The organism is Corynebacterium flavescens (genome assembly GCF_008693105.1).
GTDB lineage: Bacteria > Actinomycetota > Actinomycetes > Mycobacteriales > Mycobacteriaceae > Corynebacterium > Corynebacterium flavescens.
In genome coordinates, this window is record NZ_VXKK01000024.1 from 1 (window position 1) to 25,296 (window position 25,296).

The window sequence follows — 25,296 nt, forward strand, 5'->3', positions numbered from 1 at the left end:
AATCGTGGAGGCCCCGCAGTGGGGGCTTTTACATCGCCATCTGGTTGTGCCTTTGGACGTCGTGCCGTTTTTCTTCATTTCCCCTGCGCAGACGGGGCATAGAGGCCGGTTTTTGAGCATGAAGAATGAGAGTGTCAGATGGTTTGTGTGTGAACGGCTAACCCCGAACCGAAAGGTAAGCCATCATGACTAGCGTGGCACCAAAACATCACAACGACGCTGACCGCATAAAGACGATCTCCGAGAAGTTCCTCGAAAACGAGGAGTTGACCGGGCTGATCGATGAGCTCGCCGGCTCGACCAACAACGCCGACGACCTGGTCAAAGGTCTGCTCCAAGCCAGCCTCAACCGCGGGCTGTCCGCCGAACTCGACGCCCATCTCGGCTACGCCAAAGGCGACCGCGAAGCCCGGCAGGAGACCGCATCGACGAACTCGCGTAATGGGACCTACCCGAAGACCGTGGACACCACCTACGGGCCGATCGACCTCGACGTCCCCCGCGACCGGGCCGGTTCCTTTATCCCGAAGATGGTACCGAAAGGCTCTCGCCGGCTCGGTGGCTTAGATGAGCAGATCATCAGCTTGTATGCCGGTGGGATGACCATCCGCGATATCCAGCACCACCTGGCCACCACGCTGGGTACCGACCTGTCGCACGAGACGATCAGCAACATCACCGACGCTGTCTTAGATGAGGTGATGATCTGGCAGAAACGCCAGCTGGACTCATTTTATCCGGTGATCTACCTCGACGCGATCCGCATCAAGGTCCGCGACAACCACCGCGTGATCGGCAAATCCGCCTACCTCGCCGTCGGAGTGGACCTCGACGGCATCAAACACGTCCTGGGTATCTGGATCCAGGCGACTGAAGGTGCGGCTTTCTGGGCGCACGTCTGCGCTGATCTAGCCAACCGTGGGGTCGAGGACGTACTGATCGTCTGCTGCGACGGACTCAAGGGCCTGCCCGAGGCAGTCGAAGCGACCTGGCCGGACTCGATGATCCAGACCTGTGTGGTGCACCTGATTCGGGCGGCGAACCGGTTCGTGGTCTATTCCGACCGCAAACAGGTCTCCCGCGAATTGAAGGCGGTTTACACCGCCACCGACGAGGACGCCGCGTGGGAGGCGCTGCAGGCGTTTGCCGATAGTGCCCTGGGAAAGAAGTACCCGCAGGCGGTCGCGAACTGGGTCAATGCGTGGGATCGGTTTATCCCGTTCCTGCAGTTCCCGCCGATGGTGCGCAAGGTCATCTACACCACGAACTCGATTGAGTCGTTGAACAACGAGGTGCGCAAAGCCACCCGGAACCGGGTGCAGTTCACCAACGATGAATCCGCGATCAAGACCCTGTGGCTCACGATCTGCAACATCGAGGACAAGCGCGCTGCCCGACGGGCGAAGAAGGAGAAAGGAGCTGTCAAGCAACCCGAGTCCGGCCGTCTGGTCGAAGGCAAAAAGACGACGAACTGGAAGCAGGCACTCAACCAGCTGATCGTGGCGTATCCGGAACGTTTCGAGCCCTACCTCTGATCAATTAATTCAAGCCCTCATACACAAAAGACTTGACACACTCTGAAGAATAGGAAACCGTAGCCGTTAGCATATTCTTGGCCTAAAACGCGGTATTGGCCGGCTTTCGGGCGTTTATATTCCGTCAGGGAATATAAAACCGGCATTTATACATACTTACCAGTGCAAAGAGCAAAATCCAGACACACTTCCTGCTCCTTAGCCCCAGAAACCCGCGAGTGCAATCTCAAGACTGTGCTCGCGGGTTTCTCATTGATCGTTACGGGATCTTAAATGGTACAGGCCGTCGAGGTGCTCTTCTCGTGGTTGGAGTACTGCTCCAGCGCTTGCTGGAAGGCGAGGGCGTACTCATCGGCGCCGCGACCTTCCGGGTGCACCCCATCCGAATACAGCAGCGTCTGATCTTGAGTCGCACGGGTACACCAGTCGGCGATGTAGACATTGTCCCGTGCCTGGGCTTCTTGCACGACTTCGGTGCGCGCCGACTGCATCCAATCGCGGTCGCCGTAGGGGACAGAGAGGACGATGGTGTGGTCGCCGCCAATGGCGTCAATAAGCTCATCGAGCTGGCCAGGGAAGCCCGCGCCATTCGTACCAAACCCCAGGAATACGGTAGAGCGAAGAGTGCCAGACTGCTTCATTCCCTCGATAATAGGGATGGCGGCGGAGTAGTGCCGGGAGACATCTGCGTCGATGTAGATTCCAGGGAAGCGAGCATTGAGCGCCTGGCTCGATGCGAGCATGACGGAGTCACCGAGAGCAGTGATGTCGCTGCCCTGCGGAAGCGGCCGGGCTCTATTTTCGGTGGTCGGCGGCGCTGTCACTGGATGTTGCGGGGCGGTAGCGCCGGATTGGTTGAGCTCTTGCAACTTATCTAGTTCTTGCTCGAGCTGTGTCTTGTCATTCGAGTTGATGACCCCATAAACAACGCCGGCGATGCTTGCCACCACGAGAACCGGGACCACCGGCCACGCCACCTTGCGGAACGCAGCGTGAATCTCGTCGATGCTGGGACGGGAAGCCCAGTAGCCATTCCACGTCTTGTTGAATCCGCCGCGACGGAAGGGATTCTCCACGTGCTGATAGGTAATTTCCGCCAAGAGGAAAGACAGCGGCAGGCATATAAGCCCGAGCAGTGTGGAACGGTCATGGGCGGGGTCGGTGTTAAACAGCGCCTTCAAAATCATGATCAAAGGCCAGTGCCAGAGGTAGAGGGAGAAGGAGCGTTGGCCGAACCACCGCATGACGCGGTTAGCAAAAAGAATGCGCAAGGGGGCGGTCTCGTGCAGAACGCCCCAAATCATCACAGCGCCCAGAATGCTGGTGAGGATCAATCCCCCGCGGTAAGTGAAGTCGAGGTCGGCACCCATGAGGAAAAGCTGAGCAACGAATCCGACCGTGGCAAAAAGCCCCACGGCTCCGGCGAATGCGGAGATTCGCTTGTCGCCGATTGGCCAGGAGTCAGCATGCGGGTCGCGGTGCAAGGAGGTCACCAGGAGCGAAAGGATTGCGCCTATAAGAAGTCCAAAGGCGTGAGTATCGGTTCCGTAGTAGACCCTGGTTGGGTCATCGCCCGGAGTATAGATCAGCGCCATTGCAATGCCGGAGGCAATGGCAAGGACTAAAGCTAGAACAATAGGACCGCGGCGCGGGTAGCGCTTGGAAAGCAGGAAAACTGCGAAAATGAGCAGTGGCCAGATGACATAGAACTGCTCTTCGACGGCCAGTGACCAATAGTGGGCGAATACCTGCACCTCGTTCTCTGCGAAATAAGACTGCGAGGTGGCAATCTGTGTCCAGTTATTGACAAAGAACAAGGTGCCGAAGAACTGCTGGCGAATGCCCACGGCGAGGTCGCCGCCAATGGCAGAGACGAGCGCTGTGCAGATAAAAAGCACGATGATGGCTGCGGGCAGGATCCTGCGGAAGCGCCGTAACCAGAAGTCTCGCAGACTGATGCGCCCACTGACCCTAAACTCACGCACCAGCAAGGAGGTGATGAGAAATCCAGAGAGTACAAAGAACATGTCGACGCCGAGATAGCCGCCGGGCAGCACATCGCCGAAGAAGTGATAAATCACCACGGCCAGAACCGCTAGACCACGCACGCCGTCAAGAGACTTGACCTGGCGCAGGCGGGCACGCTTGTTTTTCAGTACAGCTTGGCTTTCAGCAGGAAAAGCCAGCGCTTCCGGCTCAGACGAAGCGACATCGGCCTTGCGCTGGGCAGGCGCAGGTGAAGGCGCCGAACTCTTGACCGCATCCTGTTGGGGGGCAACATCGCGCTGTTTGCGGGATCGTGTCTTCTTGTCAGCCTTCAACTGCCGGGCAGTGGGGGAGCCTACCGGCTGGGAGCGACGTGCAAGTGCCCGCGAAATGCTTCCCGCAGGAGAGGCCTCCGGGGGGACTTCCGGAACAGAATCCGGGGCGGCATCCTTCGCACCGTCTATAGGTTTTTGCGCTGGCGGCACCACGGTGGGCTCAACTCTGGGTCTAGCTGCGACTTCAGTAGCTGCCTTTGCAGGCTTCACCGCGGGGGCCGCAGAATCTTTTACCGGCTGTAGTCCTCGCTCAGGGTATGGAAGCTCCGTGGGCGCTGCAGGCCTGACAGCCTTTGGAGGGCGCACTTTTGGAAGCTGAATGCCTGAAGTGGGCATGGTTGATGCCTGAGAGGGAAGGGAAAAGCGCTTGGCTGCGACACTCGGAATCGAGGGGGTGGTGGGGTTAAAAGATGCGGTCCTATGAGGCAAAGTCTGAGGCGAAGAGGTTCTAGGCGCAGTCTTTCGCGCTGTGTCAGCCGGGCGAGAATCCTTGTATTCGTCTGCGGCGGCAGGCACAGCCTTAGAGGCAAGCACTGCGTTCGATGAGGACTCAGCAGCGTGTGCATCTGTAGCGCGTGAACCTGAGGGGATAACGGTGGCTTTCGCTCCGGCGGCAGGAGCGTCCTTGCGCCGACGCGGCGGAAGCTTATCGGAGGGGGAGTTATCCGGATTAGGGCGCGCAGCTTTCCGCACGTCCGAGAGATCGGCAGAGGGGGAGTTTTTGGCAGGCAAAGTGGGGGAGGCACCTTGAGCTTTGTGTAGTTCTTGGGTGCGCTCAGCCACCTCTTTGGGGGTAGGAATGGGATGTGGCTCAGGCTTCTTCTGAGCTTGCTCACCGGAATCCGGTGCCGGCTTCTCATTTGTGGCGGACGTGCCTCGGGCTGCTGCCGAGTCCTCTCCTTCGGGATGATCCCCCACGGGCGCATAACGCGGGGCATCTGCGGTGCTAGACGCTGATTTACGGGGATGACCCAGCAAAGAACGCAGGAACCGCTTCACAATAATTCTCCCCAATACAAACTAAAAAATGACAACTGAGTAATGTTATCGCGCACTCAGAATAGATCCCTAAAGATAGGGGAGTGCTCCCCAGCCCCAAGTAGAAAGCGGGCTACTCCCAGATTCTTGTAGTTAATACAGAAGCTGATTCTTATTCTTGCTCGGGGCTTAAGAGCTGGCGCAGTACAGTACTTACGCCGTGCTCGGTATTGGGCGGGGCAATGATGTCAGCTATGGCCTTGAGCTTCGGGTGGCCATTCTCCATTGCAATGGCCAGTCCGGCGGTGTGGAGAAGCTCGTAGTCGTTGAGGAAATCGCCAAAGGCCGCTGTTTCCTGCAAAGGGGTACCGATTAATGCTGCCATCTTCTCCAGGGCGATACCTTTATTGACGCCCTGGGCCATGACATCGAGCCACACAGCGCCGGAGATTGCGACGTTGTGCTCGGGGACGGCGGCGCGGATGGGCGCGGCCACATGAGCCTCACTGCCTTGCGCACAAAAGACGGCAATTTTGATAACGCCTGTCTTCGCTACTTTATTGAGATCATCAACCCGGGTGAGCGAGCGGTAGTACTTGTTGATCTCTGTGAGGGCTTCTTCCCCGGTGCCTTCCTCCACGAATGCGGTCTCTGGCGTGCACAGAACAATAGTGTGCGCGACCTCTACCGTGGAAAGGGCGGAAAGGGCCGCGGATACGGCGGCAGGAGGGAGCTCCGTGGTGCCGATGATCTCATTGTCGTGGACGATAACCGCGCCATTCTCGGCGATGAAGTCCCAGCCCTGTGGGAACATCGCGCGCAGGGTGGCAAGCTGGCGGCCCGAAGCGGGGACGAGGATAGCGCCGCGCCGCGCGGCAAGCTCATTGAGTTCCCAATAATCCGGGGGTAGATTCCCCTCCTTATCGAGTAGCGTTCCGTCCATATCGAGTGCAATGAGCTTGGGAATCAAGACAACTACCAATCTATGATCCAGTTCTCTTGGTGAACTGCTTAGTGATGTGTAACACTGGACTTCATGTCTCTGCAAGAAAAAGTTGAAGCACCAGTTCTGACCTACACCCGCCACCATACCGGAGTGATCGAACTCAATCGCCCGCGCGCATTGAACTCACTAAACCCGGAGATGGTGAGCATCATCGCCACGGCGCTTGACGCCTGGAGAGGTGATGATGACATCACCCAGATCATTATTCTTTCCAATAGCCCCAAGGCCTTTTGTGCCGGCGGTGACGTCCGGCATGCGCGCGATGCCGTTCTAGGCGGGCACGTGGACGGGGTGGATGACTTCTTTGCCCACGAGTACGACACCAATGCGGATATTGGTGAGTACCCCAAGCCCATCGCCGCGCTAATCGACGGCGTTGTGATGGGCGGTGGCCTGGGCATTTCGGCGCACGGTAGTCACCGCATTGTCACCGAGAAAGCTTTTGCCTCCATGCCGGAGACAGCTATTGGATACTTCACCGACGTCGGTGTGGCACACATGTCCCAGCGCATGGTGGGCTCTCGTGGGGTGGCCTCGCCGGAGATAGCGAAGTTCTGGGCTCTGACCGGATACCGCATGTACGCCGCAGACATGCTGTGGAGCGGACTGGCAACCTCCGTCATTAGTGATCCGGAGGGGTTTGTGGCTGATGCTATCGAGCAGGGCATCGAAGCGGCCGTGGACAAGCACGCCACCGAGCCCGCGGAGCCAGCTCCCCTCGCCACGTTGGCGCCAGCCATTGAGGAGGCCTTTGCTCACGAGACGTGGCCGGAGATCTGTGCTGCTGCTCAAGCGCATCCGGACCTCGCGGAGTTGCTGACAAAGCTCACCGCTTCCGGCTGCGTGACGTCAATCGTTGCTTCGCTCGAGTTGTTCCATGCGGAGTCCGGGGAGGTCAGCCTGCGGGAGGGCCTAGAACTCGAAAAGGCACTAGGAAAGCTCATGTACCGCCGCGATGACTTCGCCGAGGGCATCCGCGCGGTATTGGTGGACAAGAGCTCCGATGCGAAGTTCAGCCCTGTCCGAGGTGAGGACGTCGACGTGGACTCCATTCGGGCGGCCCTTAATCCCCGCAGCTAGAGAATTTAAGGAAGCTGGGGTAACTCTATTCCGCGCAGGCGCGCATAAGACGCCCGCGCACGCTTTTCATCCACACCCTGGGGGACAGCCACCGCGAGGGTCGCCGCGATGGCTGCCTCACTTGGCTCAGGTAGCGATAACTCCGGAGCGGACACGAGGACGAGTGCTGTGGTCTCGGCGTCGAGCGCGACACTGGTCAGGGAAAAAACGCCCAAGATAGGCATAGCCAGGTGCGGCAAGGCCGCTTGCTTAGCCCAGCTCAACGGCAGCCGGGGGCGTACCAGATCTGGAATCGCTTGATCGGCTCCGAAGCGGTGGAGATTATGCGAGGCCGCCGCTGCTGGGGAGCCCTCCAAGTTTCGATCGGCCCACGCCCAGGTGAATTCCTGTGCGGTAGTTGTGGCGATGACAAAGGCATCCGCCTCGAATCCTAAATCCTGGTTGCTCAGCCAGGCCTTGCCGCGGTCGAGGTCAAGCTGTGCCTGCAGGCCAGGATAGCGCCCGTTGATAAAAAGCTGCTGCTCGACGGCCATGTAATGGGAGTCTGCGAGCACGTGATAGGGGGAGAGGCCCCATGCCGAACCGTTAAGGGAAATGAGGCGGGAGCCGTCGATCGAATCCATGGGGCTAAAGCGCGCCGTGGTGCCATCAAAAAGCTGCATGTAGTCGCCGTTTATTTGGACAGTTAACTGTAGCTTTTCGGCAAGGCCGAGCAGGGCGGCTCTTTCATCGATGAGCCCGCTATAAGCCTCGATCCCGGCCATGATGCAATCACGCGGGGGAAGGGCACCGGCCTCGTAAACAATTGCGATAGCAGCGCGGCGTGCACTCATGGGCGAAGCAGTTGAAGCATCCCCGTCTTGTTCGGCGATGAAGATGGGCAATCCCCCCACGATGCAGCGCGCCGCTTGGACTAGGTATTCGCTATAGGGCTGAGGCTCTTTAAGCTCCGGGATGTCATAAACGTTTGTTGCGGAGGTGGCCCAGTGCCATGTCTCATCCTCGATGACCGCAAGCCGGACGCCGCGGAAGTCACGCGCGCCGCGGGGAGTATGAACCCGAACCTCCACGAGTTGGTTTACTTCTAATCCATTGCCGTCTGCGCTCGCAGAGGCATGCTCAGCAGGTCCAGTAGGTTCAGTTGGGGGCTGCTCGGCACCAGCGCTCAAGAAATTGAACTCCACTCCGTGAATCTCGCCGAGGGAGGCCCGAAAGTCCGAGTCGATGCCGGCCTGAATGAAGGCACCTGCCGAGAGTAATTCGGCGAGAGTGCGCGGGGAGGCAGTGCTCATAGGATCTCTTCCTTAACTCTTTATCTCGACTGCTCTTGCTACTGGTTTCTAGACTACTGAAGTGCTACTGAAGTGCTACAGCCTCTTCATATGCGGAGACAAGAGCCTTGGTCGATTCTAGCCATGAGTAGCGCTGCGCCTCCGCGCGGGCGGCAGCGCCCATCTGCGCTCTGCGCTCTGGGGCAGATAGTAGTTCTACGATAGCCTGCGCCCAGCGTTCGTTCGGGGCATCTGCATCCATCAGCAGCCCCGTGCGGGAATCCTCAACAACGAAAGGAATGCCCCCGGCGTTGGTGCCGATGACAGGGACTCCGGAAGCGAAGGACTCCAAAGCCACAAGGCCGAGGGTCTCCGTGGCCGAGGGGAATACAAAGACATCGGCGCTGGCAAAGGCCGCGGCGAGATCTTCTCCCGAGAGGTATCCGGCAAAGTAGGTGTGTTCCGGGTCGAAATCTGCCTTGAGCTGTTGGAGATATGGACCGTCACCGACCATGGCCAGCCGCGCCTGCGGCAAGGACCGCCGCACCTGACGCATGACGTCATCAAGGCGCGCAAGATCCTTTTCTTTCGAGATTCGACCAATATAGGCAATGAGCGGGGCTTCAGGATGGTTTCCGCTGAGTAACTCGCGCATGCGAGGATCCTCCTTGTCCGGGCGATAGTTAACAGTGTCTACTGCCTTGGGCCACAGCTGGACGTTGCGCAGCCCCATCGACTGGGCCTTTTTAACCATGGGGCCAGAGGTACAGAGATTGACTGCTGCCTGATTATGTAGGTAGCGGATGGCGGCCGACGCTGCGGGCCGAGTCCAGCCGATTCCGAGCGCTTCGACGTATTCGGGGACGTTGGTATGAAAGCTTGCCACCAGCGGTACACGGTCGCGCCGGGCTGCGAACACCCCCAAAGCCGCAGTCCAAATGGGGTTGATAACGTGGATGACATCGGGGTCGAAGGCGCGGATTTTGCGGAAGAAACGCCACGTGGGAAACCCGATCCTAATCTCCGGATAGACGGGGAAGGGGATGCTAGGTATCGAGTTGACGTTGAAACCGGCATAGGAGGCAGGCGGTTTGCCTGGGGCGAAGACTTCCACCTCGTGCCCCAGCGCAGCCAAGTGCTGGAGGGTGTTTGTCAGGCGTGTGACAACGCCGTCGATCTTGGGGAGAAAGACCTCGGTGACAAGTGCAATGCGCATGAGTTCCTAGACAGCGCGAGAATCATGTGGAACCCCGGCTGCCTGCTCCTTGGTCCAGAGGGACTGCGCGGGGATTTTGCTGAGATCGACGCGGTCGGCGTACTTTATCGCTACCTCCTCGATTTCGCGCAAGAGTCCCTCAGACAAAGTCGTGGGCTTGAGGCCGAGCTCGAGGAAGGTCTTATTGGATACGTAGAGCTCGTTCTCCGCTGACTCTTTCCGTGGATTGGGTACATGTTCTATGCGCGCGCCGGAAAAGCGGGAGACCAGCTCGGCTAGATCACGCACGCGATGAGTCTCCGTCATCTGGTTGATGATCTTGACCCGCTCACCCCGGGCTGGCGGATTCTCTAGGGCGAGTTCGATGCAGCGCGCCATATCGCTGATGTGAATGAAGGCGCGGGTTTGCCCGCCGGTGCCGTGCACAGTCAGCGGGTAACCTACCCCGGCCTGGATGATGAAACGGTTGAGGACAGTGCCGTAGTCCCCGTCATAGTCGAAGCGATTGATGAGCCTGTCATCCCGCGATGTCTGGCTCGTATGCGTTCCCCAGATGATTCCCTGGTGAAGGTCAGTCACACGCAGCTCATCATTCTTGGCGTAATAGGCAAAGAGGTGCTGATCGAGCACCTTAGTCATGTGATAGACCGAGCCTGGGTTGGAGGGGTAGAGGATGGATTGCTCGACCTGCTTGCCGCCGGGGACCTCAACCAAGACGTCCAAGTAGCCCTCTGGGATTTCCATGCCGGCGGTGCCATAGCCGTAGACCCCCATGGTTCCCAGGTGCACCACATGGATGTCGAGCCCGGATTCAACGATGGCGGCGAGCACGTTGTGGGTAGCGTTGATGTTGTTATCTACCGTGTAGCGCTTGTTCTGAGAGTTCTTCATGGAATAGGGCGCTGCACGTTGCTCAGCGAAATGGATGACCGCTCCCGGTTCTTCCTCTCGGAAGAAATCAAGCAAGCCATCGTAGTCTTGGGCAACATCGATGCTGTGGTAGCCAATGCTGCGGCCGCTCACCTCCCGCCAAGCAGCGAGTCTTTCCTCGATGGAGGAAATAGGGGTGAGAGAATCAGCCCCTAGCTCCGCATCGATGCCTCGGCGCGAGAGGTTATCAATGATGGTGACCTCATGGCCCTGCTCCGAGAGATAGAGCGAAGCGGGCCATCCGCAGAATCCGTCGCCGCCCAGTACCGCAATCTTCACTGTTATGATCTCCAAAGTTCATGCTCGTCGTTGCACCCGGGGTGCACTACCGAGGAGACTTTTGGGCAGTACCCGGTACCGCCGCAAAAGCACCGGGTACGACAATACCCCGGCTCGGCTCCGTAGGAGAGCCGAGCCGGGGTATTGGCCATGAGGGCTAAAAAATCATGCGAAGTCCGGCAAAGGCGCGGTGAACGAAATCCATTTGATCTTGCTCGGAGAGAGGCTCGCCTTCTTGAGCGCACGAGCTGATGTGCTTCATTATCAGGCTACATGTTCCGATGTGGGCGTCGATAATGACTGACAGCTCTATGCTTCCAAACTCGGGTTCCCGGTTGCGAAATGCGTCGAAGACGGACTTCGCGACTGCTTGGTATTTGTGCCTCTCCTCTTCCGACTGGTGGAGATTCTCTATCACCTGGCTGATGAAAAACAGGGTGGGCAGTGAATGTAATTCCTCATTCGTATCACCGAGAACATCCAGAACGAGTTTCTCGAAGAACTCGTTTATCGTGGCCTGAGGGTACATCTCCGGTAACTGAGTCATCAGTTTCTCGACGACTCCGGCCGCAAAATAGAACAAGGCACCCGACGCCGAGGAGAAGTAATTATGAAAAGTCCGCGGAGACACCCCTGCATTGTGTGCAATGTCGGCCACGGTCAGCGCCTCGGGGCCGCTTCGCATGACGAGGAGCGCCGCGGAATCGGCCAAGGCCTGACGGGTAGCCATCTTCTTGGTCTCTCGCAAACTAGACACTAGGCCTCCTTAACAGCACCATCTACGGCTAAAACCGCGTTATTGTTCCCTTCCACCTTATCGCGTTGCAGCTGCTGCAGGGACTCGCGCTGGGCGGTTAAGGCTTCGCCCTCGATGTCGAGGTTGGGCAAGATCTTATCCAACCACTTCGGTAGCCACCAGGCTTTAGAATCGAGCAGGAACATGGTGGCGGGGATGATCATCATGCGTACGACGAAGGCGTCGATAAGCACGCCTGCCGCCAAGGCAAAGCCCATGGTCTTGATGAAGGGCTCATCCATGAGCATGAATGCCGCGAACACGGAGATCATGATGAGGGCGGCGGCGGTAACCACCCGGGCACCGTGCTTGAAGCCATTCGAGGTGGCGTTGCCTGCAGTCTTGCCGTGGACGAATCCTTCGCGCATGCGGGTCACCAGGAAGACCTGATAGTCCATGGCTAGGCCGAAGGTCAGGCCGATGAGCATGATCGGAAGGAAGGACAGCAGCGGTTGGGGATCGTCGACCAGCCCAAACAGGCCTTCCTGGAAGATGGCGACAGTGATGCCGAAGGTGGCGGCCATGGACAAGGCGAAGCCGAGAGCCGCGATGAGCGGAACCCAGAGGGAACGGAACACCAGCATCAAGACAATGAACGCCAACCCCAAAACGATGGCAATATACGGGATGAGCACGTTGCTCAGACGTTCCGAGATGTCATCAAAAATTGGGGTGATGCCCGTGATGCCGAAGCTTGCGCCGGTGGAAGACTCGAAATCGGCCTGGAAGCTACGCAGTTGTTCGAGGGTTTCCGTGGTCTTTTCGTCGGTTGCGCCGGTAGTCGGAGTGATCAGCATTTGCGCCGCGTCACCGTTATCGGTGGTGGCGATGATCTGGGCATTGTCGACGCCGTCAGTGGAATTGAAGTCCTCCAATAGCTCTTGGAAAGCCGGAAGGCGATCTTGTTCAGCGATACTAGCGGCGTCAACAAAAGCGACCATGGGCGCGTTCTTTCCCTCGCCGAAGGCCTCAGCTGTTAACTCATAGGCGTCACGTTGCGGTGTGCCGGGCTTCGCCGTGCCATCGGTAGGCATGGCTAGCGCTAGGTTGGCGGCCGGAATAGCAAGGATCCCGAGCAGAACGACTCCGCTGATGAGGTGGACCGAGGGGTGGGCGCGCACGCGGCGTACCCACTGCAGACCCTTGGTGGGGCTCTCATCCTCAGGATCCGGCACCTTCGGCCCAGGTACACGTGCGGCGAAAATCTTCGTTCCCAGAAGGCCAAGCAAGGCTGGGATGAAAGTTAGCGCCACTAGGACGGCAATGATTACGGTAGCAGCTGCGGCAATGGCCATCGTGCCCAAGAATGGAATGCCGATTATGGTCAAGGCGGCTAGGGCGATAACCACCGTGGTGCCGGCGAAGACAACGGAGGAACCGGCGGTGCCTAAGGCGATGCCCATGGCATGGGCGCGGGTGGCCTTGTCCATCCCGCGTAGTTGGGCGGCCAGTTCCTTCGGATCTAAATCGTTGAGACCCGAGGAAGTAATGAGCTCATTGCGGAAACGGGCGACGATAAACAACGCGTAGTCGATGCCCACGGCCAAGCCGATCATAGACGCCAGCATCGGGGTCATCGAAGATACCGAGTCTGTGAATACCGTGGCTAACTGGACCCCGAGGAGGCCGACACCCACCCCGATGACGGCAGAGATAAGCGGCATGCCCGCCGCAATGAAGGAGCCGAAGGTGATGAGCAAGACAATGGCTGCGACAGCTAAACCGATGAGCTCGGAGGTCATGTTCATTTCACCGGTGGAGGCAAAAGCATTGCCTTGGTATTTCACCGTGAGATCGCTGGCGTCGTAGTCTTTGAGAATATCGGTGACCGAAGCCATATCCTCGTCCGTGATTTCCATCACCGACGGCGCATCAAAGACGATGCTCAATGTGCCGGTCCGACCGTCCGAGCTGAGCGGGGAGAGCTGTTCTAGGTTTTGGGTGATCCGATCTTGCGGAATTCCTTGGGCAGCCATCTGCTCCGTCATCTGCTGCTGCATACCTGCAGCCGCCAGCACGGGATTGACTATCGCATCTTGCTCTTTGAGTGCGCCCGTGTCCTGCAGGGCGGTGATCATCTGATCGACCTCGGCGCTGATCTCAGGATCGGAGAGCTTCTCTCCTGCGGGGGCCTGTACGACGATGCTACCCTCAGGGGCCTCCATGACGTCGCCCTCCGTGCCAAAGCGTTCCGCCATCTTGTCTTGCGTTATGGTCGAGTCCATTTCTGGCATGGCGAAGGAGGGATTCGGGGTCTTGGCAAAGGCACCCGCGAGTCCGCCGAGTGCAATAAGCACGATGAGCCAGAAGGCCAAAAATGGCCAGATCCTGCGATAGGACCAGCTTCCGAGCCTGTATAGGAACATTGACATATGTTCGGAGTTTCCTTGTTTCTAGTCGTCTATGGTCTTAGAGCGTGAAGTCTGATGTGCTGGTTTCTTGTGTGATCTCCTTGGAGCATGAGTCGCACTACCTGCCATCTTGCGCATTGTACGCAAATTTGCACAATGTGTGAAACAGCAGTGAGTGGTCTCACACCTTGGGTACGAAGTGATGCCTGGGGTGAAGCTGTTGAGGCCCCAAAGCGCCTATGTAGACTTCTCCTATGCTCCACGCCGTTGCCTTTGCTCTCATGGATTCCATCAACGCCCTACTCATCGGCGTGGTGGTGGCGCTCGGCGTGATCCTGCCGCGTGGAAAGTATAAAAAAGTAGCACCGCTGCTCATTCTCGGCGATTGGTGTGGCGTCTTTGCGTTGGCGGCAGTGACCATGGTGGTGCTCGACAAGCTCAAGCACTACGTCGATGCTTTCATGGAGACGCCGATCCTCGGACTTGTGCTCATCGTCTTCGGTCTCGCCGCGGCTGCCATGACCTGGCTGCAAAGGGACGGGCAATCCAGCGCCCTGACCAGCCGGCTGCTCACGCCTTTGCGCTCAGCCTCGTGGCTCACCTTTGCCACCGGCTTCGTGCTGGGCGCCGCTCAGTCCATTACTTCCGGTCCCTTCTTTGCGGGGCTTATCTATCTTTCGCAGGTAGATCTCTCGCTCTGGCTGCGCTACGTGGCGCTATTTCTCTATGCCGCCTTGGCGCTCTCACTGCCGGCCATGGTCGCCATCTTTGTCGGACTCGTGCGTTCCTATCCGGAGAGCTGGGCGGGAAGTCTCTTTGCCCGCGTGCAGGAGAACAAGGAGAAGGTATCCCAGGTTGGAAGCTACGCCATAGCGATAATCCTCGTCATCATGGGCATCAGCATGCTCTAGGAAATGATGAGTCCCAGCCGTGGGCTCAGCTCATAGGCCCCCGGCTGAATTTCAAGTTTCTGAAGCGCATCGCGCTCCGCGGGGCTCAGCGAGATTATCCAGCCGCGTTTGGGATCTACAACTGGGGTATCCACGCGTGAACTGGGGGAAAAATATGCCGAAGTGTCGCCTGCTTTTAAGATCACGGAGGCTCTTGTTCGTGCCATGTCCACCAAGTATTGGGCGGCGTAGTGATCCACGGTGACGATGACCATGCTCTCAGCCGTGTGCACCTCGAGCGCATCGACCTCTACGTGGCGGGCGCTGCCATCAGCGTGAGCTAGCCGCTGCGAGGGCCGTCCGAGGAGCTTCTTTAAAGTCGCACCGAAATCCATAAGCAATGATTCTAGCCTTTGCGAAACTGTGCGCTTTTTCCATCTCTCCAGTCGTCACCAGACGCCGCAGGGCGGCGGAGCCGAGGTTTAGACTGGGCGCCATGATTGATGCACGGGATACAGCACTCATTTTCGAGGGCGGGGGAATGCGCAATTCCTATACCGCTGCCTGCGTGAGCATGCTTTTGCGCGAGAAAGTCCGTTTCGGCTGGGTTGGCGGTGTATCCGCAGGGGCCTCACACACCGTGAACTACCTGTCTAAGGACATTATCCGCGCGGAAGAATCCTTCACCGACTTCGCCCATAACCCCAGCTTCGGCGGGGTTGGTTCGCTATTTCGGGGTACCGGCTATTTCAATGCCGAGTTCATCTATGAAAAGTCGGCGGACAAGGAGTTGCCCTTTGACTGGAAGACCTTTCAGTCCAATCCCATCGACTTCGACATCGCCGCCACCCGCGCCGATACCGGCGAGACAGTCCACTGGGGGCGCGAGGATGCAAAAACTCCCGCAGACCTCTTCATGCGAGTGCGTGCCTCCTCTACGCTTCCGCTCATCATGCCGATGCGCGTTATCGATTCCGTTCCCTACGTAGACGGAGCGCTGGGGGAAACTGGGGGAATTAGCCTGCGCGAGGCCCAAGCGGCAGGCATGAAGAGGTTTCTGTTTATTGGAACAAAGCCACGCGATTATGTGCGGCCCCGAGTATCCAGAACGACAATGGTGCGGCGGATATTTTACAAGAATCCGGCAATCGCAGACGCTTTGATAGCCCGCCCTGCGCGCTATAACGCCTCTAAAGATGCGCTCCTCGAGCTTGAGCGCGAGGGCTCTGCCCAGCTTTTCTTCCCCGGGCACATGAACGTGGCATCGACTGAGCGCAATGTGGCCAAGCTACGAGCCAACTTTCAGGCCGGAGTCGATCAAACCGAGAAGGAATGGCCGGCGTGGAGAGAATTCTTAGCCGGCTAAGTTCTCATCGAGGGCTGAGGGAGAGAGATGAGCCCTTAATCGGCCACGAGGGTTTCGATAGTTAGCTCGGGGTGTTCCTTCTCAATGAAGGCAAGCTTCCACTTGTCACCGAAGAGCGCGATGAGCTCGCCGTCGGTGCGGGTGAAGATCTCCACCCCGCGCTGGCGCCCCAGCAGCGGTGCGGACTCGGCATCGGTGCGCCGCGCCACGGAGTAGGGGATAGGCTCGGTAATGGTTTCCACGTTGTACTCGATGTCCATGCGCGCCTGCATGACCTCGAACTGCATCGGGCCGACGGCTGCCATGACCGGGGCTGCATCGCCGCGAGTATCGTTGCGCAAAATCTGCACGACGCCCTCTGCTGCCAGTTGCTCCAAGCCCTTGCGGAAAGCCTTGTATTTGCCCAAAGACTTTGCACGCAGAATACGGAAAGCCTCGGGGGCGAACTGCGGCATCGGCTTGAATTGGACCTTCTTGCCGGAGTAGATCGTGTCTCCAGGTGCCAGGCTGCCGGCGTTAACCAGGCCGACGATATCGCCCGGATAGGCGGTATCTACGGTGTCGCGGGTGCGGCCGAAGACGGTAAGCGCGTACTTGGTGGAAAAGGAGCGATCCGATTGAGCGTGATGGACCTGCATGCCGCGGTCGAATTCGCCCGAGACCACGCGCATAAACGCGAGGTTATCGCGGTGCTTCCTGTCCATGCCAGCTTGCACCTTGAAGATGACGCCGGAGAAGTCATCGGTGACCTCGCGGACCTCGTCGATGGCGGTGGTCGAGGCCGCCACGGCCTGAGGATCAGACTCGCGTGCGTGAGGCGCGGGCGCGATGGCGCATAGAGTATCGAGGATCTGGTGCACACCGAAGTTAAGCATCGCGGAGGCGAAGATCAACGGGGAGGTGACGCACTGCTCGAAGAGCTCCTGATCGTGGATCGCGCCGTCGGCAGCGAGTAGCTCGGCTTCCTCCACGGCGGTATCCCAATCGCCGTCCTCCTTCGCGGCGGCCTGCTCCGGGGGGTAATGCTCCTCGGGAGCAATGGTGGAACCACCGGCGGTGCGGATGAAGTGAATGTACTCATCGGCCTCGCCGTCATCATTGATATGGGCAAGACCGTGGAAGTCTCCGGCAATTCCCACCGGCCAATACAGCGGGGTTGGTTGCAGCTGAATCTCGTTGACAATCTCATCCACCAGCTCCAGCGGCTCGCGTCCGGCGCGGTCCCACTTGTTGATGACGGTGATGATTGGCAGACCGCGTGCCTTGCAGACGCGGAAGAGCTTGAGGGTTTGGGGCTCGAGGCCCTTAGCGGCATCGATAAGCATGACGGCAGCATCAACTGCCGTGAGGACTCGATAAGTATCCTCGGAGAAATCCGCGTGGCCAGGGGTATCGACCAAGTTGATCATGAAGGGCTCGCCCTCATGGCCCTGGGGAGTATACTCGAACTGCAGGGCGGAGGAAGCCACGGAGATGCCGCGGTCCTTTTCCATCTCCATCCAGTCCGAGACCGTGGCCTTGCGGTTTCCCTTGCCGTGCACCGCGCCGGCCTCGTTGATGATGTGGGCGTGCAGCGCCAAAGCCTCCGTCAGCGTGGACTTACCGGCGTCGGGGTGGGCGATGACGGCAAAAGTGCGGCGGCGGGAGGCTTCAGCGGCGATACTCATGGCTAGTCATTCTAGCCTTTAGTACAACTATTTGAGCAATCTCGCTCGCCCTGAGGCGAGCCTTGTGGAAGCGTCTAAGACCACTCGGCGTTGAGCTGACGCCCCAGATCATCAAAGACCCGGCGCGCCACATTGATCTTTCTTGCGATGGGCCGTTGTAGGCCGAGCCGACGCCTGCTGTTGTAATACTCCCCGGACTGGAAGTGGATTCCGGGCGTGCCGGTGAGGAAGTAGGCCAAGTTGTCGCCGCCCTGTGAGGGCTTGGCAAAGGTCTTGGAGAGCAGGCCGGAATAAAGGGTGTGCATGAGCCCGGTGGAGTTTTGCGCAAAGCCGGTGGCGAGTACACCAGGGTGGAAGGCCACCGAGGCAAGGCCCTTGGTGTGCAGGTAGCGCGTGAGCAAGATGTCCCCCAGCTTGGCATTGCCATAGGCGCGCTCCGCGCTGAAGTCCTCCAGGGTATTAGGATCGGTCGGATCGAAGGCCGACATTAAGAAGTTGGCGATAGAGGAGGTCTGCACCACGTTGGCCTGCGAGGCGGCGAGCTTCTCGCGGAGCAAATAGGTCAGGAGAAAGGGGGCGACGACATTGACCTGCCAGGTGCGCTCGAAGCCATCCGCGGTCATGAAAGGGCCGTCAAAAATGCCGCCCGCGTTATTGCCTAAGGCGTTGATCTCCGGCAGAGCGTTGAGCTCGTCGGCGAGGTCGCGCACCTGGCCGAGGGACTCGAAGTCAGCTACGTGATAGGCGGCACCTACCTCGTCCGCAATGCGCTTGGTCTTTTCAGGGTTGCGCCCGACAAGCACCAACTTGTCTGCTGGGCGCCGCCGGCGCAGTATGCGGGCGGCCGCAGCTCCAATGCCATCTGAGGCGCCGGTGATGACGATGGTGCGCGGGCGAGGGTTCAAGGACGTGTGCTGCGGGTTGGTCATATTTGACCATCATAGGCACTTGGCGCGCGGCTGCACGGCTAAGTGAGAAATTCCCGTCCCGAAGATTTTAGTGGCGCGAGTGGATGCGATTTTGGGCTATCTCAAGCCCCTCGGTGACGATGAGTTCCGCAGCCTCGGCCGCTGTGGCAATGGCCTCGTCGAAGCCTTCGCCTGCGGCGACGGGTCCGAGGACATAGTCTGGGATCGAGGAGCCTTTGGGTGGGCGACCAATGCCGATGCGCACGCGCAGGTAGTCCCGCGTCCCCAGGCACTCGCTCAAGGACTTTAGTCCGTTGTGGCCGTTCTCGTTGCCGCCCTTTTTCAGCCGGATCTTATTGGGCGGGAGATCCAGCTCGTCGTGCAAGACCACAATGCGCTCGGCGGGGATGTCCACAAGCTCTGCCAGTGGCGCGATGGCGGTGCCGGAAAGGTTCATGAAAGTGGCAGAGCGCACCGCCAAAGCACGCTCGTTACCTAGTTTCAGCACGCAAGCGGTGGCGGGTATGCCACTTACTTGCTCTAGGAGATCTCCTTGGCGTGCGAGCACATCATCCTGTGCCATGTAGCCCACATTGTGCCGCGTCGCGGCGTACTCGGGCCCTGGGTTACCCAGCCCCACGATGAGCCAGCTAATGCCGAGGGTTTTCAGCTCTGAGGCATCAAGTTGCGGCGCTGGAGACTGTGCTCGCTTTAGCCCCCGTGTTCCTGGTGCACTCTGTGGGCCCCGGGCCAGCCGAGTAAAGAGGTTGCGGATTTTATCCCAGGTTGCGTTCATGGTGGAGAAGTAACGTCGCTTTCTCTAGGTACCAGCTATTCCTCCACGATTCTATGTCAGAGGGGAAAGCCCCGGGAGAAAGGGCAGGCGCAGGCCGCGGGCTACACTTGCGAATTCCTCCTGCGAAAGCCTCCCACAATCGGCGGGCAGTGCCCCGAGGAATTCCACACCTGTTACCTTCTCAAACTCCTTTAGATTAAGCTGCGTTGCGAGGTCTGGTTCGGCAGGCACGGATCCACCGACGAGCCCCAGAATGCGGATGCCACGCCTGCGAGCGGCTTCAACGGTCAATTCTGCGGTATTGAGGCTTCCCAAACCGGTGCTAGTGACAATGAGCAGCGGGGCACCTAGGCTCAGCGCGATGTCAGCGATGGTGGTCTCATCATTCAGTCGCACGAGGAGGCCGCCGGAACCCTCAATGACCACGACGCGCCCTGGGGCATCGAGCCCGCGTAGCCATTGAATGAGAGCGTCGCCATCGAGCTGGGGTTGCCCGGCGCGCCGGGCTGCGAGATTAGGGGCGAGGGGGTCGGGGTAGCGGATCCATTCCCGGCCGTGTATTCTGCTGAGCTTGGCGACGCTCGCTATATCGCCGCTGCCACTCACCTCACCGGTTTGTACGGGTTTGATGGGCAGGACGTCGAGGCCGCGTGCGCTAAGCACGCTGGTGACGGCCGCGGTGACGACGGTTTTACCGATATCGGTTCCGGTGCCGGTGATGACGATGAAGCTCATGATTGAATCCTTTCGGCCGCTGCACAGATCGCGGCGCCGACTCCCGCGCAGATGCGCTGGAGATTTTCTGCGGTAGAGATGTAGGGCGGCATAACGTAGATGAGGCGTCCGAAAGGGCGGAGCCACACCCCCTGGCCCCGGGCGGCCATGGTTGCCGCAGGGATGTCGACTGGTTGCTCCATTTCTACGACGCCGATGGCGCCCAGCACTCGGACATCGCGCACCCCCGAGACGGAAGAGAGTCCGGATAGGCCAGCAGCCAGCGCGGACTGGCAAGCAGGCACCTGTTGTTCCCACGCTCCAGTGGCGATGAGATCCAGCGAGGCGCTTGCTACCGCGCAGGCCAAAGGGTTGCCCATGAAGGTCGGCCCGTGCATCAGCGCCCCACCTCCAGCCGGGCTGGCGATGGCCGCCGCCACCTCAGCGGTGCATAGGGTAGCTGCCAGGCTAATAAAACCACCGGTCAGGGCCTTTCCTACGCAGAGGATGTCTGGGGTTATCCCATTGGAGAGCGTGGCGAAGAGCTGGCCGGTCCGTCCGAAGCCGGTGGCTATCTCGTCCGCGATGAGCAGGATCCCGTGTCGATCACATATACGCCGTACCCCGGCCACCAGCTCGGCGTCGTGAAAGCGCATGCCGCCGGCGCCCTGGACTATCGGCTCGATGATGATCGCCGCGATCGTGGGGTCAATGAGGGACTCCATCTGGGCAAGATAGGTGTCTCGGTCTGCGGCAGAGCTTCCCCGTACCGGCGGTGCCGGTGCGAATACTTGTTGGGGGATAAGCCCCGACCACATGGAATGCATGCCGGTGTCAGGATCGCTAACACTCATCGTCTCGAAAGTGTCACCGTGGTACCCGGACTTCCAGGTCAACAGGCGCTTCCTTTCTGGGTGGCCGATTCCCCCCGAGTATTGCATGGCCATTTTTATCGCCACCTCGACGGAGACGGAGCCCGAGTCGGAGAAGAAGACGTGGGGAAGGCCTCCGCCCGTCAGCGCGATGAGCTGGGTGCACAGGCGGGCGGCTGGTTCGTGGGTGATCCCGCCGAACATCACGTGGCTCATAGACGTGATTTGTTTGGTAGCAGCCTCGACCAGATGGGGGTGGCCGTGTCCGTGAACTGCGGACCACCAGGAACTCATGGCGTCGACAAGCTCGGTGCCCGCAGCGTCGTAGAGGTAGACACCGTCCGTGTGGGTGATCTCCAGGTTGAGCGTGCCCGGTGGGGAATAGGGGTGCCAGAGGTGTTTCCTATCTACAGAGGTGGTGTCTATAAATAGGGGATCGGCACCTGCTGCGTTCTTTGCGGGGGTCGTGGCTTGGGGAATCAAAAACTTGCTCCTGAAAACTGTGGGTGATGAACACTGTTCAAAAAACTTCTCAGCACTGACTATAGACCTGGCGGGAACGATGTAAGGTAATCGCCATGCAGAAAATTGAACACCGTTCAGGGGTGGAAGTGAAGCATCCTGATTATCGGATAAGAATCTTGTCCTTGGTCAGCATCGAAATGTGGGAGCGCTTCAGCTTCTACGGCATGCAGGCCTTGCTGGTTTACTATCTCTACTTCGCCATTGCTGAAGGCGGGATGGGAATGGACCGCGCCAAAGCAACCGCCTTGGTGGGGGCCTATGGGGCTGCGCTTTATCTCAGCGCCTGGGCCGGCGGCTGGGTGGGCGACAGGCTCCTGGGATCCGAAAAGACGCTGCTCGGCGGCGCCCTGCTGGTCACGGCTGGGCATCTCATTTTATCCGGCATCCCCGGACAGATGGGACTCATCTGTGGGCTGGGTGCCATAGCATTGGGTTCTGGGTGCGTAAAAACTTCCGCCATTACGGTCCTTGGGTCCGAGGAAGATTCCTCCACGGGGGAAGCAAATGCCCAGGCGGGACCGGCCTTCCAATACTTCTATCTCGGCATCAACGTCGGTGCTCTCCTAGGGCCGCTGTTGACCGGTTGGCTGTCCAAGGCTTATGGCTTCCGCGTCGGGTTCGCAGCTGCCGCGGTGCTCATGATCATCGGACTAGGGGTTTATCTGGGGCTGCGCCGGCGGATGCTGGCCTCCTTTAGTCCCGGCATCAGGGCGCGTGTGGAAGGCCCGCAGCTGCGCCTGCCAAGCAACCGCAGGTGGCAATGGGCGGCAGGCATTCTTGTGGCCATCTTGGTGATTATCGTTGCGTTTCAGCGCGGCTGGGTAAGCGTCGATAGGGTCTCCAGTGGGCTGCTGCTCATCACGGTTCTTGCCGCTATCTGGCTCTTCGCGCAACCTTTGGCCCACCCTGCCGTATCTATGGAAGAAAAGGCGGCGGTACGCCGCTTCATTCCGCTCTTTCTTTGTTCCACGGTGTTCTGGATGCTGCAAGCCCAGACCTATGGAGTCCTCGCCGTATTTGCCCAAGAGAGGACCAACCGTTGGGTGGGAGACTTCGAGATTCCTGCGGCATGGGCCCAATCCCTCAACCCCCTATTCATTCTGGGCTGCTCGGTGCCCCTGGCATTTCTGTGGGCGCGCCTGCGGGGTCGCGCACCGCAACTGCGCACGACGATCGGTGGGGGCCTCATCCTTGCCTCGACGGGGTTGCTGCTTCCCGCTGCCTTCGTGCACGCTGAACAGGCGCCCCTGTGGGTGCTTCCGGCTGCCATCTTCCTCATTTCCTGCGGCGAACTCTTCATCGGCCCAGGAGGAATGGCAGCCACGGCTCACCACGCGCCGCGTGCTTTCGCCACGCGATTCTCCGCTTTGTACTTCCTCACTCTCGCCATAGGGATGTCCTTAGCGGGCCGGATCTCTACCTATTACGATCCGGAATCTTCGGCGGCGGAGCTGCGCTACTTTCTTCTCGTCGCGCTTATCCCCATGGCCTTGGGACTTATCACCCTCTTGAGCGCCCCTTCCTTCAGGCGGCGCTTCCTGCAGACAAATCCAGGGGTGGCTGCTCACGGCGCCGGTTAGGCGGCAGTGTGGTCTCTGAAGTGGAGAAACCAGGTGGGGGTAGTCCTGAGTGCTTTGTCTGGCTGGCCATTCCAATTCGGACTGTAGTTCACGCTACTATTTACGGTTGAGTGCTGTATTACCCCCATGACATGCAAAGGATTGAATCACGTGACTGCGACCGCACATGCTGGCCATGACGATTGGAATAAGCGCCTAGAACTAGCGCAGGAGATGATTCCGCTCATCCATCAGTTGCACCGCAATAACAACGTTATTACCTCCATATATGGCCGCCTGCTGGTAGGCATCACGGACATCGACATCATCAAGTCTCATCGCTACGCGCGGCGCATCGCAGACCGCGAGCTTTCCACCGCTGAGACCCTGCCTATCCTGCAGGAATTGGCGGATATGAATTTGGGATCGGCCTCGTTGGACCTAGGCCGCCTTGCCACCGGATTCGCGGACTCCGGCTCTGCGGATCTGCGGGACTACCTGGAGAAGGAACTGGTCAGCCTCGTCGGCGCGGCCGTAGACAAGGAATCTACGGACGTCGTCCTGTACGGCTTTGGCCGCATCGGCCGCCTCCTCGCGCGCATCCTCATCGCCCGCGAGGCCGCCTATGGTGGAGTGCGCCTGCGCGCCATCGTGGTGCGCAAGAAGGGTGACATCGACATCTTCAAGCGCGCCTCCCTGTTGCGCCGCGATTCCGTTCACGGCGCCTTCAACGGGACCATCTCCGTGGATGCGGACAACGATGTCATCTGGGCCAATGGCACCAAGATCCAGATGATCTACGCTAACGATCCCGCAGACATCGACTACGAGTCCTATGGCATCAACAACGCCATCTTGGTCGACAACACCGGCGTCTGGCGCGACCGCGACGGACTGTCCCAGCACCTGCGCTCCCGCGGCATTGCGCGCGTGTTGCTCACCGCACCGGGCAAGGGCGATATCAAGAACATCGTCTACGGGATCAACAACGACACCATTACGGACGAGGACACGATCCTTTCCGCTGCCTCCTGCACCACCAATGGCATAACCCCAGTCCTCAAGGTCATCAATGATCGCTACGGTGTGGAGCACGGCCACGTTGAAACCGCGCACTCCTTCACCAACGATCAAAACCTCATCGACAACTTCCACAAGGGAGACCGCCGCGGCCGTGCCGCCGGCCTCAACATGGTGTTGACGGAGACCGGCGCGGCCAAGGCCGTTGCCAAGGCCGTACCGGAGTTCGAGGGCAAGCTCACCGGAAACGCCATCCGCGTCCCCACCCCGGACGTCTCCCTCGCAGTTCTCAACCTCGAGCTCGACCGCGAAGTAGAACGCGATGAGGTCAATGACTTCCTACGCAACGTATCCCTGCACTCTGACCTGCGCCAGCAGATCTCCTACATCGCCTCCCCGGAGATCGTCTCCTCCGACTTCGTAGGTTCCACCTACGCCGGAATCGTGGATGGCCTAGCCACTATCACTTCGGGCAACCACCTCGTGCTCTACGTGTGGTACGACAACGAGTTTGGATACTCCAACCAAGTCATCCGCATCGTTGAGGATCTGGCAGATGCCCGTCCCATCGTGTTGCCGCAGCGCGTATCCGCCTTAGAGCTCTAAGGCACACCCACGCATAGCAAAAAAGCGTATCCCTTTGTAGGTAATGGTTGAGGCATTGAATCTAGCCAGAACCAACAAGGGGACGGTGTTCATGGATTCTGCTGGGGACGTTACCCTTGTTGAAGCCGACGCCTGAACCTGCACTGATCGGTGTCGTACCTGCGATGATGCTCACTGCACAGTCATAGTACTGCCCATTGTTGGTTTCCCCACTGGGGTTTGTTTTGGGGTGCTGGAAGTCGCCGTTGGGCCGGTTGTCCTAACGGCTAGTGCGTGTGTGGGGGCTGCCAGATTATCTTTCCGCCTTCGCGGGCAAGGCGCCCGCGGCGTGGTGGCGCATTCGGATCATCCTCATTAACCCCGTTGTGGTAGTTGCACAAGGTCACCAGGTTGGCAACGTTAGTCTCCCCACCGTGCTTCCACGGCGTGAGATGGTGAAACTGTCCTCTTTCTGCCGGGGTGGTACAGCCTGGCCACGCGCAGGTGGGGTGCTCTGCTGCGAGCATCGTGCGCTGTTTTGTTGAGGCGAAGCGCTCACAGCGGTACAAGTCCACCGGCCCGTGTGTACGGCTGATGATCGTGATAAGCCCTTCGTTGGCGCAGGCGCGTT

General features: G+C 59.2%; 21 protein-coding genes. 6 read left to right on the forward strand and 15 right to left on the reverse strand.

From position 1 onward, the window contains the following. On the reverse strand, positions 1-120 hold a 120-nt coding region (locus tag F4V60_RS12955), incomplete at its 3' end, for an IS1/IS1595 family N-terminal zinc-binding domain-containing protein (RefSeq protein WP_428840509.1). Positions 121-185: 65 nt separating this feature from the next. On the opposite strand from F4V60_RS12955, the gene F4V60_RS04220 reads away from it, so the two are divergent. Further along, positions 186-1,535, forward strand: coding sequence for an IS256 family transposase (locus tag F4V60_RS04220; RefSeq protein ID WP_075729479.1), 1,350 nt, complete (start codon positions 186-188; stop codon positions 1,533-1,535). Between the two features lie 269 nt (positions 1,536-1,804). Here the strand turns inward: F4V60_RS04220 and F4V60_RS04225 are convergent, their stop codons facing one another. Both F4V60_RS04225 and F4V60_RS04230 read right to left on the reverse strand, forming a co-directional pair. Continuing rightward, positions 1,805-4,855, reverse strand: a complete 3,051-nt coding sequence (locus F4V60_RS04225; RefSeq protein ID WP_232315981.1) for an acyltransferase family protein — start codon at positions 4,853-4,855, stop codon at positions 1,805-1,807. A 151-nt stretch (positions 4,856-5,006) separates the two neighbouring features. Beyond that, positions 5,007-5,804 (reverse strand): HAD family hydrolase, encoded by a 798-nt coding sequence (locus tag F4V60_RS04230; RefSeq protein WP_075731056.1) that lies wholly within the window; start codon positions 5,802-5,804, stop codon positions 5,007-5,009. 66 nt (positions 5,805-5,870) lie between these two features. On the opposite strand from F4V60_RS04230, the gene F4V60_RS04235 reads away from it, so the two are divergent. Then, positions 5,871-6,920, forward strand: coding sequence for a 3-hydroxyisobutyryl-CoA hydrolase (locus F4V60_RS04235; protein WP_075729480.1), 1,050 nt, complete (start codon positions 5,871-5,873; stop codon positions 6,918-6,920). 5 nt (positions 6,921-6,925) lie between these two features. On the opposite strand, the gene F4V60_RS04240 is transcribed toward F4V60_RS04235, so the two are convergent. The 5 genes from F4V60_RS04240 to F4V60_RS04260 form a co-directional block, all read right to left on the reverse strand. Further along, positions 6,926-8,212 (reverse strand): DUF6882 domain-containing protein, encoded by a 1,287-nt coding sequence (locus F4V60_RS04240; RefSeq protein WP_075729481.1) that lies wholly within the window; start codon positions 8,210-8,212, stop codon positions 6,926-6,928. Between the two features lie 64 nt (positions 8,213-8,276). Next, positions 8,277-9,407, reverse strand: coding sequence for a glycosyltransferase family 4 protein (locus F4V60_RS04245; RefSeq protein WP_075729482.1), 1,131 nt, complete (start codon positions 9,405-9,407; stop codon positions 8,277-8,279). 6 nt (positions 9,408-9,413) lie between these two features. Beyond that, complete coding sequence (locus tag F4V60_RS04250; protein WP_075729483.1) at positions 9,414-10,616, reverse strand: NAD-dependent epimerase/dehydratase family protein; 1,203 nt, start codon at positions 10,614-10,616, stop codon at positions 9,414-9,416. A 157-nt stretch (positions 10,617-10,773) separates the two neighbouring features. Further along, entirely contained in the window at positions 10,774-11,373 is a 600-nt protein-coding gene (locus F4V60_RS04255) for a TetR/AcrR family transcriptional regulator (RefSeq protein ID WP_075729484.1), read from the reverse strand. Continuing rightward, entirely contained in the window at positions 11,373-13,784 is a 2,412-nt protein-coding gene (locus tag F4V60_RS04260) for an MMPL family transporter (protein ID WP_075729485.1), read from the reverse strand. Before F4V60_RS04260 ends, F4V60_RS04255 begins: the two co-directional genes overlap by 1 nt. Before the next feature lie 233 nt (positions 13,785-14,017). Between F4V60_RS04260 and F4V60_RS04265 the strand changes: the two genes are divergently transcribed. Further along, entirely contained in the window at positions 14,018-14,674 is a 657-nt protein-coding gene (locus tag F4V60_RS04265) for a hypothetical protein (protein WP_075729486.1), read from the forward strand. On the opposite strand, the gene F4V60_RS04270 is transcribed toward F4V60_RS04265, so the two are convergent. Further along, positions 14,671-15,048: a hypothetical protein gene (locus F4V60_RS04270; protein WP_075729487.1), complete on the reverse strand. Its 378-nt coding sequence runs from the start codon at positions 15,046-15,048 to the stop codon at positions 14,671-14,673. The two genes, F4V60_RS04265 and F4V60_RS04270, sit on opposite strands and share 4 nt — an antisense overlap. A 101-nt stretch (positions 15,049-15,149) precedes the next feature. On the opposite strand from F4V60_RS04270, the gene F4V60_RS04275 reads away from it, so the two are divergent. Continuing rightward, positions 15,150-16,019, forward strand: coding sequence for a patatin-like phospholipase family protein (locus tag F4V60_RS04275; RefSeq protein WP_075729488.1), 870 nt, complete (start codon positions 15,150-15,152; stop codon positions 16,017-16,019). Positions 16,020-16,054: 35 nt separating this feature from the next. Here the strand turns inward: F4V60_RS04275 and F4V60_RS04280 are convergent, their stop codons facing one another. The 5 genes from F4V60_RS04280 to F4V60_RS04300 all read right to left on the reverse strand — a co-directional run bounded on the left by F4V60_RS04280 (position 16,055) and on the right by F4V60_RS04300 (position 21,402). Beyond that, positions 16,055-17,686, reverse strand: coding sequence for a peptide chain release factor 3 (locus F4V60_RS04280; protein ID WP_075729489.1), 1,632 nt, complete (start codon positions 17,684-17,686; stop codon positions 16,055-16,057). A gap of 74 nt (positions 17,687-17,760) precedes the next feature. Next, complete coding sequence (locus tag F4V60_RS04285; RefSeq protein ID WP_075729490.1) at positions 17,761-18,615, reverse strand: SDR family NAD(P)-dependent oxidoreductase; 855 nt, start codon at positions 18,613-18,615, stop codon at positions 17,761-17,763. Positions 18,616-18,682: 67 nt separating this feature from the next. Then, positions 18,683-19,390: an aminoacyl-tRNA hydrolase gene (gene pth, locus F4V60_RS04290; protein WP_084559135.1), complete on the reverse strand. Its 708-nt coding sequence runs from the start codon at positions 19,388-19,390 to the stop codon at positions 18,683-18,685. A gap of 51 nt (positions 19,391-19,441) precedes the next feature. Continuing rightward, a complete protein-coding gene (gene bioD, locus F4V60_RS04295; RefSeq protein ID WP_075729491.1) occupies positions 19,442-20,125 on the reverse strand; it encodes a dethiobiotin synthase in 684 nt (227 codons plus the stop codon). Beyond that, on the reverse strand, positions 20,122-21,402 hold the full coding sequence (locus tag F4V60_RS04300) for an adenosylmethionine--8-amino-7-oxononanoate transaminase (protein WP_075731060.1): 1,281 nt from the start codon (positions 21,400-21,402) through the stop codon (positions 20,122-20,124). The genes bioD and F4V60_RS04300 overlap by 4 nt, the downstream gene beginning before the upstream one ends. A 152-nt stretch (positions 21,403-21,554) precedes the next feature. Between F4V60_RS04300 and F4V60_RS04305 the strand changes: the two genes are divergently transcribed. Then, on the forward strand, positions 21,555-23,081 hold the full coding sequence (locus tag F4V60_RS04305) for a peptide MFS transporter (protein WP_084559136.1): 1,527 nt from the start codon (positions 21,555-21,557) through the stop codon (positions 23,079-23,081). A gap of 150 nt (positions 23,082-23,231) precedes the next feature. Beyond that, the gene (locus tag F4V60_RS04310) at positions 23,232-24,686 is read left to right on the forward strand and encodes a glyceraldehyde-3-phosphate dehydrogenase (RefSeq protein WP_075729492.1); all 1,455 of its coding nucleotides are present in this window, start codon (positions 23,232-23,234) and stop codon (positions 24,684-24,686) included. 266 nt (positions 24,687-24,952) lie between these two features. Here the strand turns inward: F4V60_RS04310 and F4V60_RS04315 are convergent. Then, on the reverse strand, positions 24,953-25,296 hold a 344-nt coding region (locus F4V60_RS04315; RefSeq protein ID WP_150387356.1), incomplete at its 5' end, for an HNH endonuclease signature motif containing protein.

Excerpts from the sequence above, each read along its gene's own strand:
- F4V60_RS04220 (WP_075729479.1), top strand. The coding sequence starts at position 186 with ATGACTAGCGTGGCACCAAAACATCACAACGACGCTGACCGCATAAAG.
- F4V60_RS04235 (WP_075729480.1), top strand. The coding sequence starts at position 5,871 with ATGTCTCTGCAAGAAAAAGTTGAAGCACCAGTTCTGACCTACACCCGC.
- F4V60_RS04240 (WP_075729481.1), bottom strand. The coding sequence starts at position 8,212 with ATGAGCACTGCCTCCCCGCGCACTCTCGCCGAATTACTCTCGGCAGGT.
- F4V60_RS04245 (WP_075729482.1), bottom strand. The coding sequence starts at position 9,407 with ATGCGCATTGCACTTGTCACCGAGGTCTTTCTCCCCAAGATCGACGGC.
- F4V60_RS04260 (WP_075729485.1), bottom strand. The coding sequence starts at position 13,784 with ATGTCAATGTTCCTATACAGGCTCGGAAGCTGGTCCTATCGCAGGATC.
- F4V60_RS04265 (WP_075729486.1), top strand. The coding sequence starts at position 14,018 with ATGCTCCACGCCGTTGCCTTTGCTCTCATGGATTCCATCAACGCCCTA.
- F4V60_RS04270 (WP_075729487.1), bottom strand. The coding sequence starts at position 15,048 with ATGGATTTCGGTGCGACTTTAAAGAAGCTCCTCGGACGGCCCTCGCAG.
- F4V60_RS04275 (WP_075729488.1), top strand. The coding sequence starts at position 15,150 with ATGATTGATGCACGGGATACAGCACTCATTTTCGAGGGCGGGGGAATG.
- F4V60_RS04280 (WP_075729489.1), bottom strand. The coding sequence starts at position 17,686 with ATGAGTATCGCCGCTGAAGCCTCCCGCCGCCGCACTTTTGCCGTCATC.
- F4V60_RS04285 (WP_075729490.1), bottom strand. The coding sequence starts at position 18,615 with ATGACCAACCCGCAGCACACGTCCTTGAACCCTCGCCCGCGCACCATC.
- pth (WP_084559135.1), bottom strand. The coding sequence starts at position 19,390 with ATGAACGCAACCTGGGATAAAATCCGCAACCTCTTTACTCGGCTGGCC.
- bioD (WP_075729491.1), bottom strand. The coding sequence starts at position 20,125 with ATGAGCTTCATCGTCATCACCGGCACCGGAACCGATATCGGTAAAACC.
- F4V60_RS04305 (WP_084559136.1), top strand. The coding sequence starts at position 21,555 with ATGCAGAAAATTGAACACCGTTCAGGGGTGGAAGTGAAGCATCCTGAT.